Source organism: Rhodococcus sp. JCM 9793 (assembly GCF_055380405.1).
In genome coordinates, this window is the sequence record NZ_AP043721.1 from 3322553 (window position 1) to 3334316 (window position 11764).

12 protein-coding genes and 1 pseudogene are annotated in these 11764 nt (G+C 66.4%); 8 read left to right on the top strand and 5 right to left on the bottom strand.

Annotated features, from left to right (window positions below; genetic code table 11):
* Nucleotides 1-24 precede the first annotated feature (24 nt).
* Nucleotides 25-1446, top strand: a complete 1422-nt coding sequence (pyk, locus tag ACZ46K_RS17435) for a pyruvate kinase (RefSeq protein WP_464743860.1) — start codon at nt 25-27, stop codon at nt 1444-1446.
* An 8-nt stretch (nt 1447-1454) separates the two neighbouring features.
* Nucleotides 1455-2330: an acyl-CoA thioesterase gene (locus tag ACZ46K_RS17440; protein WP_464749372.1), complete on the top strand. Its 876-nt coding sequence runs from the start codon at nt 1455-1457 to the stop codon at nt 2328-2330.
* A 19-nt stretch (nt 2331-2349) separates the two neighbouring features.
* Here the strand turns inward: ACZ46K_RS17440 and ACZ46K_RS17445 are convergent, their stop codons facing one another.
* The 4 genes from ACZ46K_RS17445 to ACZ46K_RS17460 form a co-directional block, all read right to left on the bottom strand.
* Complete coding sequence (locus tag ACZ46K_RS17445) at nt 2350-2805, bottom strand: MarR family winged helix-turn-helix transcriptional regulator (protein ID WP_464743862.1); 456 nt, start codon at nt 2803-2805, stop codon at nt 2350-2352.
* Complete coding sequence (locus tag ACZ46K_RS17450; protein WP_054810975.1) at nt 2802-3419, bottom strand: DJ-1/PfpI family protein; 618 nt, start codon at nt 3417-3419, stop codon at nt 2802-2804. Before ACZ46K_RS17450 ends, ACZ46K_RS17445 begins: the two co-directional genes overlap by 4 nt.
* A 112-nt stretch (nt 3420-3531) precedes the next feature.
* Nucleotides 3532-3855: a pyrimidine/purine nucleoside phosphorylase gene (gene ppnP / locus ACZ46K_RS17455; RefSeq protein ID WP_464743864.1), complete on the bottom strand. Its 324-nt coding sequence runs from the start codon at nt 3853-3855 to the stop codon at nt 3532-3534.
* Nucleotides 3856-3946: 91 nt separating this feature from the next.
* Complete coding sequence (locus ACZ46K_RS17460) at nt 3947-5437, bottom strand: carboxylesterase/lipase family protein (RefSeq protein WP_464743866.1); 1491 nt, start codon at nt 5435-5437, stop codon at nt 3947-3949.
* 95 nt (nt 5438-5532) lie between these two features.
* On the opposite strand from ACZ46K_RS17460, the gene ACZ46K_RS17465 reads away from it, so the two are divergent.
* Nucleotides 5533-6132 (top strand): TetR/AcrR family transcriptional regulator, encoded by a 600-nt coding sequence (locus tag ACZ46K_RS17465; RefSeq protein WP_464743868.1) that lies wholly within the window; start codon nt 5533-5535, stop codon nt 6130-6132.
* Between the two features lie 94 nt (nt 6133-6226).
* Here the strand turns inward: ACZ46K_RS17465 and ACZ46K_RS17470 are convergent.
* A pseudogene (locus ACZ46K_RS17470) lies at nt 6227-6816 on the bottom strand (transposase); the annotation flags it as partial.
* A gap of 367 nt (nt 6817-7183) precedes the next feature.
* Between ACZ46K_RS17470 and ACZ46K_RS17475 the strand changes: the two are divergent.
* The 5 genes from ACZ46K_RS17475 to ACZ46K_RS17495 all read left to right on the top strand — a co-directional run bounded on the left by ACZ46K_RS17475 (nt 7184) and on the right by ACZ46K_RS17495 (nt 11757).
* Nucleotides 7184-7696 carry a hypothetical protein gene (locus tag ACZ46K_RS17475; protein WP_464743870.1) on the top strand — a complete coding sequence of 171 codons (513 nt, stop codon included), beginning with the start codon at nt 7184-7186 and terminating at the stop codon, nt 7694-7696.
* A gap of 453 nt (nt 7697-8149) precedes the next feature.
* Nucleotides 8150-9172: an isopenicillin N synthase family dioxygenase gene (locus ACZ46K_RS17480; RefSeq protein ID WP_054806517.1), complete on the top strand. Its 1023-nt coding sequence runs from the start codon at nt 8150-8152 to the stop codon at nt 9170-9172.
* Between the two features lie 64 nt (nt 9173-9236).
* The gene (locus ACZ46K_RS17485; protein WP_464743872.1) at nt 9237-10073 is read left to right on the top strand and encodes a MetQ/NlpA family ABC transporter substrate-binding protein; all 837 of its coding nucleotides are present in this window, start codon (nt 9237-9239) and stop codon (nt 10071-10073) included.
* Nucleotides 10073-11092: a methionine ABC transporter ATP-binding protein gene (locus ACZ46K_RS17490; protein ID WP_464743874.1), complete on the top strand. Its 1020-nt coding sequence runs from the start codon at nt 10073-10075 to the stop codon at nt 11090-11092. The genes ACZ46K_RS17485 and ACZ46K_RS17490 overlap by 1 nt, the downstream gene beginning before the upstream one ends.
* A complete protein-coding gene (locus tag ACZ46K_RS17495; RefSeq protein WP_464743876.1) occupies nt 11089-11757 on the top strand; it encodes a methionine ABC transporter permease in 669 nt (222 codons plus the stop codon). Before ACZ46K_RS17490 ends, ACZ46K_RS17495 begins: the two co-directional genes overlap by 4 nt.
* The last annotated feature ends 7 nt before the right edge of the window (nt 11758-11764 follow it).

The window sequence follows — 11764 nt, forward strand, 5'->3', positions numbered from 1 at the left end:
GGTGGAGGGGACTAGGCTCGTCTCGTGACCCGACGCACCAAGATTGTTTGCACCATGGGCCCCGCGACCGCCGATCCCGATGTTCTTCGAGAACTCGTCGATGCCGGCATGAACGTGGCCCGACTCAACTTCAGCCACGGAGAACATTCAGAACACGAAGGCCACTTCAACCGCGTCCGCGCGGCTGCAGAGGCCACCGGAAACGCAGTGGGCGTCCTCGCCGACCTGCAAGGCCCGAAGATCCGGCTCGGTCGCTTCGCCGAGGGGCGCACCGTGTGGGAGAACGGCGAGATCGTGCGTATCACCGTCGACGATGTCGAGGGCACGCACGATCGGGTATCGACCACCTACAAGCAACTCGCGGCGGACGCTGCCGCGGGCGACCGCCTACTCGTCGACGACGGCAAGGTCGGCCTCGTCGTCGAATCGGTCGAGGGCAACGACGTGATCTGCCGTGTCACCGAAGGCGGACCGGTCAGCAACAACAAAGGCGTGTCGCTGCCGGGCATGAACGTGTCCGTTCCGGCTCTGTCGGCGAAGGACATTGCCGACCTCGAATTCGCACTGCGTCTCGGAGTCGACTTCATCGCCCTGTCGTTCGTCCGGTCCCCGGCCGACATCGAACTCGTCCACGAGGTCATGGACCGGGTCGGGCTTCGCCTTCCGGTCATCGCCAAGCTCGAGAAGCCAGAGGCGATCGAGAACCTGGAGGCGGTCGTCCTGGCCTTCGACGCGGTGATGGTGGCGCGCGGAGACCTCGGTGTGGAACTTCCCCTCGAGGAGGTGCCGCTGGTGCAGAAGCGCGCGATCCAGATCGCGCGCGAGAACGCCAAGCCGGTCATCGTCGCGACGCAGATGCTCGAGTCGATGATCGAGAATTCGCGGCCGACCCGCGCAGAAGCGTCGGATGTCGCCAACGCGGTGCTCGACGGCGCCGATGCGGTGATGCTCTCCGGTGAGACATCCGTCGGCAAGTTCCCGATCGAGACGGTCAAGACCATGGCACGGATCGTCTCCGCCGTCGAGTCGGACTCGACCGACGTGCCGGCCCTGACGCACGTGCCGCGCACCAAGCGCGGGGTGATCTCCTACGCTGCGCGCGACATCGGCGAGCGCCTCGACGCGAAGGCTCTGGTGGCGTTCACCCAATCGGGCGACACCGTGCGCCGCCTCGCGCGACTGCACACCCGACTGCCGTTGCTGGCGTTCACGCCGGTGCCGCACATCCGCAACCAGCTCGCGCTGACATGGGGCACCGAGACATTCTCGGTCGAACCGGTGGACACCACGGATCAGATGGTCGAACAGGTCGACCTCGCGTTGCTGTCGCTCGGCCGGTACCAGCGCGGCGACCTCGTCGTCATCGTCGCCGGGGCGCCTCCGGGACGTTCCGGGTCGACGAACCTCATCCACGTGCATCGACTGGGGGAGAAGGACACTCGGTGACGGACTGCGTGTCCGCGGGGAATGCTTCCCGCGATCTCGATGTGCTCCTCGGTCTGCTCGATCTCGAGCAGACCGAGGAGCACGTCTTCGTGGGGCAACATCCGCAGCAGACCGGGTCCCGTACGTTCGGCGGCCAACTCGTCTCGCAGGGGCTCGTCGCTGCCGGGCGGACCGTGGGGGACCGGCCGGCGCATGCCGTCAACGCCCATTTCATCCGGGGCGGTGACGTCAAGGAGCCGATCGAATACCACGTCACTTCGCATCGTGACGGCCGCGATTTTGCCAACCGCATGGTCACCGCTATGCAGGACGGCCGCGAACTGTGCGTGATGCTCGTGGCGTTCCAGCGCTGGGGTAAGGGCCTCGAGCATTCGGTCGAGGTTCCCGAAGTTCCTATGCCGGAGGCACTTCCACCGATCGGCGACCGACTTCGCGGGTTCGAAGAGCAGCTGCCGCACTTCGTCGGTGCGCTCAAGCCCATCGACATGCGCTACGCGAACGACCCGGCGTGGGTGCTCAAGGGCACCGGCGAACGCTTGAACCACAACCGGGTGTGGATGCGCTCCGACGGCGACCTCCCCGACGATCCGATGCTCCATGTCGCGACGCTCGCCTACGGGTCCGACACCACGGTGCTCGATTCGATTCTGACGACGCATGGTCTGTCGTGGGGTCTGGACCGCATCGTCGCCGCGACGGTCAACCATTCGATCTGGTTCCACCGTCCACTACGGTTCGATGAATGGCACCTGTACGCCACGGAGTCTCCGGTGGCTGCGGGTTCGCGGGGGATGGCGACGGGCCGCTATTTCACGCTCGAAGGTGAACTGGTGGCGACGGTCGTGCAGGAAGGTCTCGTGCGGCACTTCCCGCGTCGTTCCTGATTGCGGTCGCTGATGCGGCTCAGCCCTCGGCGAGTGTGTCGAGGGCTGCGGTGAGTCGGCGCATCGAGTCGAGCGCCGCATCGAGTTCGTCCCTGCCCATCACTTCGGCGAGTCGTGCGGCAGCAGCCGCATGGTGGGGGTCCAGCGCCGAGACGGCGTCGAGGCCCGCCTGCGTCGGCGCGACGAGTTTTGCGCGTCGATGCGCCGGGTTCGGCCGGTACTCGGCCATGCCGCGCTCGACGAGCAGATCGGCGATGCGCTGCACGCTCTGCCGGGTGATCCCCATGTCGCGGGCTATCGCGGCGACGGGTAAGGGTTCGCGCAGCACGGCTCCGAGCACCTGCCACCACGCGGCGGTCAGGGCGACGGGCCGAGCCAGTGTCTCGGCGAGCGCAAGGAACTGGCCGTTGAGCCGGAACGAGGTGAGAGCGACGCCGCTGAGCAGATCCTGATCGGTTCGGGGGCGGTCGGTCATTGCTGCTGTTCCATGAGTCGGAAGAAGCCCGACGGGTCACGGTCTGAATACAGCGCGAACCAGGCGTCGAGGACCTCCGGTTCGTAGAGGTCGAGTCGTTCGAAGATGGCGCGCGCGAAGTGGACAGGTGCAATGCCGGTGGCGGTGATCAGGGCCCCGTCCGTCACTGCCGGCTCGTCGCGGTACAGGGCGCTGCCTGCGTAGCCGACTTCGTCGAGGAATTCGGCCGCGTTACTGGTATGGGTGCGATCGTCGAGGAGCCCGGCGGAGGCAAGGGCGCCTGTGGCGCCGCAGATGGCCGCGACCGGGACGGCTGCCTCGAGGAAGTCGCGGGCCTTGTCGGTGAACGGTGTGTATGCGTCGGTGTTCCAGATGTCGTTGCCTGGGAGGATCAGCATGGCGCTGTCGTGCGGCCGGAGTTCGTCGAGGGTCAGGTCCGGAGTGATCCGCAACCCGCCTCTTGTCGTGATCGGGTCGCGGGTCGCGCCGACCGTGGCCACGGCGAGGCTTCCGGGGTTCTTCTGGAATTCGGGATTGTTGATTCCCGCGACGGCGTATCCGTATTCCCAGTCGGCGAGTGTGCTGTACAGGGCGAGGTGAACAGTCCGAGTCATGACAGCAGCCTGTCAGTAAGGCAGCATGTTGTCAATTGTGGTGGCTCGAACAGAGCGTTCCCGCAAGGGCGGCGTGCTCGGCGGGAACGCTCGGTTCGGAAGGGGCGCGTGGTCAGCCGTAGTGGCAGATGTAGCTGACGGTGTCGGTGACGACGATGTCGAATGAGGAGTTGCCGGGCACGGAGAAGGTGTCGCCGGCGCCGTAGGAGGTCCAGTCTTCGCTGCCGGCGAGCCGGATTCGGCAGGTGCCGCTGTGCAGTTCCATGACTTCGGGAGCATCGGTGCCGAAGTTCAGTGTGGAGGGCAGGATCACCCCGGCCGTTTTGCGGGTTCCGTCGGCAAGGTGGAACGTGTGGCTCACGCACGCGCCGTCGAAGTAGACGTTGGCACGCGGGTCCAGCGTGACATTGGTGTAGGTCGGGGTCGGCTCAGTCATGCGCTGGAGCGTAGCGAGGTGAGTGTGGGCTGTAGGCCGGAGGGTCGGCCGCCCTGTCCACCGCGGCGTTGGTGGTACGTCGCCGGGGTAATTACGAGAGATCGAAGGGGGTGGGGGCGTGGCCTTCCCAGATCTGGCGGGATGCCTGTTCGGGGTAGGGCAGCGTCTTCGACTCGATGTCCAGGACACGGGTGAGGAGCCCGCCGGGCCGGTGGGCGGACCAGCCCGCGTCGCCGGTGGTGACGAAGCGGACCCATGTCTCTTGGAGTTCGCGGGAGAGTGCGGAGGCCTCAGGAGTGGGCTCCTCGCCGATGAGCTGGATGCCGACGGGGCTGTCCAGCGTGCCGAACGCCAGGGGCACGTCGAGGCTGTGGCAGGCGCCCAGGATGCCGCCGAGGGCCGGGGCGACCCAGCACAGTTCGAACAGGTAGGAGATGCCGCCGGCTGCGGCATTCGCCTCGGCCAGCTTCTGTGACGGCATGCGGAAGAGGGCGTCGGAGTACACCGTCTCCACCAGCTCCTCCGGGCCCGCCTGTGGGAACGCGGCACGGTAGGCCCGCGCACCGTCCGGCTGCGGGGCAAGCAGTTCCAGGGCTGCGTGTGCGTCCTCCTCGGTGAAGGTGCCGTACCGTCCGCTCATGACGCTGAAGTACCGGAATTCGTCCCGGGTGTGGCCGACGAGCAGTTCGGTCCCGCTCGCGTGCCCGCCGGTCAGTGCGGACCACGGCGTTTCCGGGAGCACCTCGCCGTCGACAACGGGGCACAGCGCGGTGCCGGTCTCCGTGAGGCGTCCCCAGCTCGCCCGGTGCGCGTGGAGGCCGGCGTTGAAGGAAGTCAGCTCGGCGGCGAGGCGCCAGGGGTCGATGTCGCGCAGGGCCTCGGCGGTTGGGGCTGCCGCGCCGAGCCGGTCCGCGAATGCAGCGGTGACCTGCCGTGCCAGCGCCGGGGTGCTGTGCAGCCCCGGCACCGAGTGGGCGATGGCCCGCCGGAACAGTCCGCGCGCGGACTTCATCGTCAGGAGGGCGGCGACCGACCCCGCCCCGGCGGATACCCCGGCCACGGTGACCTGGCCGGGGTCGCCTCCGAAGGCGGCGATGTTGCGCTGCACCCACTCCAGCGCCGCGATCTGGTCGAGGAATCCGCGGTTGGGCGGCACGTCGTCGAGGAACGCGAATCCCTCCGCGCCCACGCGGCAGTTGATGGTCACCACGACGACTCCCGCCTCGGCCAGCGCAGCCGGGTCGTACATCGGGTCGCTCGACGCCGCCGAGAGGTAGCCGCCCACGGGGATCCACACCAGCACCGGCAGTCCCGCCGCGCCGGGATCCGGAGTGCCGACGTTGAGTGTCAGCCAGTCGGTGCCCTGCGAGGGCACGTCGATCGGCAGGGACAGCGGCACCACGGGGCCGAACTCGACCGCCTGCCTGGTCCCCTCCCAGCGGTGCGGCGGCGCGGGCGCGGCGAAGCGGAGCGCTCCGACCGGGGGTTGGGCGTAGGGGATACCACGGAACACCGCGTGCCTCTGCAGCCGCCGCCCCTGCACCATGCCTTCGCTGGTCCGTACCTTTGGCTGTTCGGACATGACGCTTCCTTCCCTCGCGTGAACCCCAGGATTATGGGTCGGGTGTATTATGTCAATCGTATTGGAAAGTTCCTGGGATACGAGGGGGGCCGGCGATGCCGAAACAGGTGGACCACCGCGGACGCCGCGAAACGATCGCCCGCGCACTGTGGCGGGTGGTGGAGCAGCGCGGCGTCACACAGCTGACGATGCGCGTGGTGGCGCAGGAGGCGGGCATGTCACTCGGACAGCTGCAGCACTACTTCGCTTCCCGGACCGCGATGCTCTCCTTCGCCATGGACTTCGCGTCCGAGCAGACCTCGGTGCGCATACAGCAGGGGCTCGAAAAGCTCGGTGACGGTCCGCACCCTCGCGACGTGCTGCGACTGACGCTCGCGGAAATGCTTCCCCTGCATGCCGACGCCCGCGCGACCAGCCGGATGAGCGCCGCCTACGTCCTGGAGGCGCTGCACGACGAGGCCGTGCGCGAGCAGGCGCGCCGAGGCCTCGTCCAAGGGCGGGCCCTCGTCGAGCAGTTGGTCCGCCAGGCGATCGACGACGGGCACATCGACTCCGGTCGCGATCCGGCGACCGAGACCAACCTGCTTCTCGCCCTCAGCGGCTTCACCTCCCTGATCGAACTGGAGGTGATCGAGCCCAGGGATGCGCTCGCCGCGATCGACGTGCATCTGGACCGGCTGTTCGGGAGTGCGTGATCTGCCCCGGGCACGGGGCGGCTGAGAAAGCAACTCATGGGCGACGACCTGTCGGAACGATCGCCGAAGTCGCGCCGCCGCCCAGCTGCTTGCTTCATTGCCTCAGGAGTATTGGGGGTGTCGCTATGGTTCCGTCAAGCGGCGGCAGCGACGGGGTGCGATGGAAAGTCTTGTTTTTGAGCATGGCGTAGAGCACGTCGCAGCGGCGGCGAGCGAGACAGATCAGGGCAGCGTTGATTCTTGCCTTCGGCGCGTGTGCGGTCGTAATAGACACGACTGGTCGGGTCGTGCAATGCCGCGCACGCGGACAGGAACAACGCTCGTTTGAGCTCGCGGTTACCCGAACGCACGGATCGAGGACCCGGAACTGTGGGTCACCGGTGCAATGCCGGCGTAGGCGGCCAGGTGCGCCGCCGAGGCGAACGCCGAACCGCCGCCGACCTCGAGCATCCTCTCGACATCGTCGGCGATGCACTTACGCTGTTGCAGAACTTCTTTCAACGAATCTGCCAGTTTCGGCAGGGCGATCTCGGCGGCGTTGCTGCCCGGCACCGCCACCGCTTGGGCATCGAGAGAGGCCAGGATCTCCTCGACCAGTCGGACTCTCACCCGCGGTGCGCGTGTGGTCGCAAGGGTGGTGAGCCGGCGTTTGCCGGCCCTGCGGATACCGACCGGGCCGCATCGAACAGGCTATCGGACCCGTGCACCGCTACGTCGACGTGGACGGACACCGGATGAGCGTCGCGGTCCAGGGATCCGGTCCGCGAACTCTTGTTCTCATGCCTGGCTTGGGCACACCCGAGCCGATACTCGACTTCGCACCACTTGCGCAGCGACTCGCTGAGCAGAACACAGTGGTCACCATCGAGAATTTCGGGTTGGGCCTGAGCGACGGTACCGATGCACCTCGAACCAGTGAGGGCATGGTCAACGAGATCCGTTCTGCGCTAAAGACTCCAGGATTGGATGGACCCTACGTCCTGATGCCCCATTCGATCTCCGGCCTGTATGCGATGTGGTGGGCCACGAATCTTCCCGACGAGTCGCCGCCGTGGTGGGACTCGATGACGAGCGTTACACGACCGAGCTTGCCGAGGGCGCCCCGGAGTGGCCGGGGTGGATGTCCACCGTCACGGCTTCGGGCGGTGTCCGTGACCTGATCGCCCTGGACACACGCACCGATTACCCGGTACTGGCGGCCGACTACCGGGAAAGTCTCGGCGACGCCGACGAATACACCCCCGAGCAGCAAGAACTGTATCTGCGGGCGTACTCGTGGGTGTCGAACTCGACCATGCTCACGGAAACCGCAAGCGAAGCCGAGAACGTGCGCGCAATCGAAGGGATCGTATTCCCGCCGACGATGCCGGTCATGTCTTTCTTGGCCTCGTCGTCGCTCACGGCGGACCCGGAATGGGAGTCCTCGCACGACGCTGCGATCAGCAACCCGTCCATCCAGCGGGTCACAGTGCTGGATGGTCACCACTATCTGTTCCATGCGCAGGCGTCCACGATCGCCGAGATGACACAGATGTTCCTCGACGATCACGTCCCGGTGCCATGACCCTCGAATGGGTCGCGCAGTGCCGGGCTGAAAGAGGTTTACGTGCAGGCACTCGTCCCGCCCTTGTCGCGGCAGTCGCCACGGTCGGGCTCGGATTCGTACTGCGTATCGTCGTCGTCACGAGACGAGTGAACGCACCTGTCGGTGCCGTGATCCGCGCGTGACGCGCGGATCCGACTCGGCGATTAGGGCAATTTGCCCTCCGGAGGCTCGCGCGGCTAGCGTTGAGCACCATGTTCGGGAAAGATCGCGCGCAGTTCGTGAGCACACGCATGGTGGGCGTCGTCGCTCCCGCGTGTCGTTGTTGCCGCTGCTTCTGACAGGCCTGCAACGAGCGACCTCCCGTAAGTTCTGCCTGTTCCGGATACCGGGTTCGATATCGGCGCCGGAATAATCCCGTGATTGCACCCGTTCTGTTCCGCGACGGTGCGACTCGGCTCGAAAGGATCCACCATGCCCGGCTCGGCAACATTACCCATTATCGACCTCGCTGAACTCGACCGCGGTGAGGACACGCGCGCTGCGCTCCTCGAGCGGCTGAGGGTCGTCACCCACGAGATCGGATTCTTCCACCTCGCCGGACACGGTATCGACGAGGCGCTTGCGCATAGCCTCATCGCGGCATCACGCCAGTTCTTCGCTCTCCCCGATGCCGACAAACTCGAGATCGAGAACTCGTACTCACCCCACTTCCGTGGGTACACCCGCGTCGGCGGTGAGCGTACTCAGGGTTACATCGACTGGCGAGAGCAACTCGACATCGGTCCCGAGCGCGCTGCAGTAGCGAATGTCGACCCGGAGCGACCCTGGGAGGTGCTGCACGGGCCGAACCTGTGGCCGTCGCAAGTGCCACAGCTGCGCGACCTGGCGCTGGAATGGATCGCACGCTCCAGCGACGTCGGTCTGATCCTGCTCCGCGCATGGGCCGAATCACTGGGCGCCCCAGCCGGATTCTTCGACGACGCGTTCGCCGATCCCGATCCGCTCCTCAAGATCGCCCGGTACCCAGGGCACGACCGGACCGTCACGGGCCAGGGCGTCGGCAGCCACAAGGACGTCGGTGCGCTCACCCTGCTGTACCCCGAACCCGGCAGCGGCGGATTCCAGGTCGAACGTGACGGCGAGTGGCTCGATATCGATCCGATTCCGGGACACTTCATCGTCAACATCGGTGAACTCCTCGAAGTGGCGACCGGTGGTTACCTCAAGGCCACCGTGCACCGCGTGCTGCCGCCGCCTGCAGGCTCGGACCGCGTGTCGTTGCCGTTCTTCCTCAACCCCGGACTCGACAAGGCTTTGCCCACCGTCCCGCTGTCCGCAGACCTGGCCGCTGCCGCAAAAGGCGTGGGCACCGACGTCCACGGCGGTACCTTGCATTCTGTGTACGGACTCAACGCCTTGAAGTCGAGACTGCGGGCGCACCCCAACGTCACCGAGCGCTACCACGCAGAACTGGCCAGTTCGTTCGTCCGGTGATTCATAGCCGGCTCGACCCGGTGCCGCGCCGCGGACCGGTCTCCACCTATGGAAGGTAGAAACGATGTTCCTGCGCCGCACCGCCGCCGCATCGGCAGCTGTTGTCCTCGGTCTGGGCCTGGCGGCCTGTGGCTCCTCGGGCGGTGACGAGAACACCCTGGTGATCTCCGCGTCCTCCACACCGCACGTCGAGATCCTCGAGCAGGTCGTGAACAGCGGTGCGCTCGGCGACTACTCGCTCGACATTCGTGAGGTCACCGGAGAGATCGACCCCAACGAGCTGCTCGCCGCCGGCGATGTCGACGCCAACTTCTTCCAGCACGAGCCGTACCTCGTGGACTGGCAGAAGCAGAACGGAGTCGACAACCTCGTCGCCGTCGCCGACGTGCACCTCGAGCCGATCAGCCTCTACTCGAACAAGGTCACCTCGCTCGACGAGATCGCCGACGGCGACTCGATCGCCATTCCGCGCGACACGACGAACTACGCGCGTGCGCTGTACCTGCTCGAATCCGCGGGGCTGATCAAGATGGACGTGCCGTTCACCGAGGCCGACCTGTCCGTAGTCACCGAAGCGAACATCACCGACAACCCGAAGAATCTGAAGTTCATCCCGATCGAACGTCCGCAGCTCGCGCGTCAGCTCGACGACCCCCAGGTCACCGCCGCAGTGATCAACTCCAACTACGCGCTCGAAGCGGGCCTCACCCCGGCCGACGATTCCATCTACACCGAAGAGGTCGAGGGCAACCCGTTCTCCAATCTCCTCGTGGTTCGCGCGGAGAACGAGAACGACCCGATCGTGGTCGCGCTCGCGGATGCACTCGAATCCCCTGAGACAGCCGCCTGGATCGACGAGACCTATTCGGGTTCCGTGGTTCCGGTGCACCCGGCGAACTGATGATCGTCGTCGACGCTCTAGTCAAGACCTTCCCCGGTGCCGGTGGTGCCGGGGAGGTCGCGGCGCTGCGCGGCATCGACCTCGAGATCGGCGACGGCGAGATCTTCGGGATCGTCGGGCCGTCCGGGTCGGGCAAGTCCACTCTGCTGCGCTGCCTCAACCTGCTGGAGAGTCCCACCTCGGGACGGATCCTGCTCCGCGGCGACGATCTGTCGGAGTTGTCGGGAAGCGAGCAGCGGTCTGCGCGGCGCCGCATCGGGACCGTCTTCCAGCAGTTCAACCTGCTGCATTCGCGCACGGTCCTCGGCAACATCGAGTTCCCCCTCGAAGTCGCCGGAGTCGGCAAGGATGAGCGACGGGCGCGAGCGAAGGCGCTGATCGATCTGGTCGGGCTCACGGGCAAGGAGAAGTCGTATCCATCGCAACTGTCCGGTGGACAGCAGCAACGCGTCGGCATCGCCCGCGCGCTTGCAGCCGAACCCGATGTGCTGTTGTGCGATGAAGCGACCAGCGCGCTCGATCCCGATACCACCGATCAGATCCTCGATCTCGTCGCGGAGATCAACCGCCGCCTGGGCGTCACCGTCGTGATCATCACCCATGAACTCGGGGTGCTGCGGCGAGTCTGCACCTCTGCGGCCCGGCTCGAGGCCGGCCGTATCGTCGAAACCGGCCGCATCTCGGATCTCGTTGCAGACCCCGATTCGGCGCTCGGCGCCGCGATCGTGCCGGTGGGCGACGACCCGTCGGCCGGGGCGATCAGCGACACCGCGCTCGTGACCGCGATCGGCGACTACGCACACGGACCGTGGCTCTCGGAGATGATCCGCGAACTCGACACCGGCATCGCCGTGGTCGGCGGTCGCGTCGAGAAGGTCGGCGACAGCACCGTCGGCAGGCTGCGCCTGCGTTTCGACGTCGGCGTCGATCGCGCTCGGATCGCCCGATTCGTCGACGAACGTGAGCAGCTGACGCTGTCGTGGGGGACCGACACCGACCTCGAGGGGTTGTCCGAATGAACAAGACCGCCTGGTACGAGGTGTTTCCCGAAGTCTGGGTCGCGACACTCGAGACGCTCTACATGGTGGGGGTCTCGTTTGTGCTCACCGTGATCGGCGGAATACTCGTCGGGATCATCCTTCAGATCACCGGTCCGACAGGGCTGTGGCCCCAGCCGCTGATCAACGGTGTGCTCGGGGTGGTCGTCAACCTGTTCCGCTCGCTGCCGTTCCTGATCCTGCTCATCGCACTGATCGGCGTGACCCGGTTCATCGTCGGCACCGCGATCGGACCCACCGCCGCGATCGTGCCGCTGACGATCGGCGCGATCCCGTTCTTCGCGCGCATCGTCGAATCCGCGTTGCGCGAAGTGCCCCGCGGGCGCGTGGAGGCGGCGGAGGTGATGGGTGCGACGAACACGCAGATCGTGCGCAAGGTGCTGCTTCCGGAGGCGACGACCGCGCTCGTGTCCGGAGCGACACTCACCCTGGTACTTCTCGTCGGATACTCGGCGATGGCCGGTGTGATCGGTGCCGGCGGCCTCGGTGACTTCGCGCTCGTCTACGGCTACCAGCGTTTCAACACGCCGGTTCTGCTCGTCGCCGTGGTCGTGCTGATCGTGATGGTGCAGATCATGCAGTCGATCGGCGACACGATCATCAAGCGGATGGCGCACCGGCGTTGACCCTCGG

What these genes read in the sequence shown, in the direction of transcription:
- ACZ46K_RS17465 (WP_464743868.1), top strand. Translation starts at nt 5,533, where the DNA reads ATGCCGAAACAGGTGGACCACCGCGGACGCCGCGAAACGATCGCCCGC.
- ppnP (WP_464743864.1), bottom strand. Translation starts at nt 3,855, where the DNA reads ATGACTGAGCCGACCCCGACCTACACCAATGTCACGCTGGACCCGCGT.
- ACZ46K_RS17480 (WP_054806517.1), top strand. Translation starts at nt 8,150, where the DNA reads ATGCCCGGCTCGGCAACATTACCCATTATCGACCTCGCTGAACTCGAC.
- ACZ46K_RS17445 (WP_464743862.1), bottom strand. Translation starts at nt 2,805, where the DNA reads ATGACCGACCGCCCCCGAACCGATCAGGATCTGCTCAGCGGCGTCGCT.
- ACZ46K_RS17460 (WP_464743866.1), bottom strand. Translation starts at nt 5,437, where the DNA reads ATGTCCGAACAGCCAAAGGTACGGACCAGCGAAGGCATGGTGCAGGGG.
- ACZ46K_RS17490 (WP_464743874.1), top strand. Translation starts at nt 10,073, where the DNA reads ATGATCGTCGTCGACGCTCTAGTCAAGACCTTCCCCGGTGCCGGTGGT.
- ACZ46K_RS17495 (WP_464743876.1), top strand. Translation starts at nt 11,089, where the DNA reads ATGAACAAGACCGCCTGGTACGAGGTGTTTCCCGAAGTCTGGGTCGCG.
- ACZ46K_RS17485 (WP_464743872.1), top strand. Translation starts at nt 9,237, where the DNA reads ATGTTCCTGCGCCGCACCGCCGCCGCATCGGCAGCTGTTGTCCTCGGT.
- ACZ46K_RS17450 (WP_054810975.1), bottom strand. Translation starts at nt 3,419, where the DNA reads ATGACTCGGACTGTTCACCTCGCCCTGTACAGCACACTCGCCGACTGG.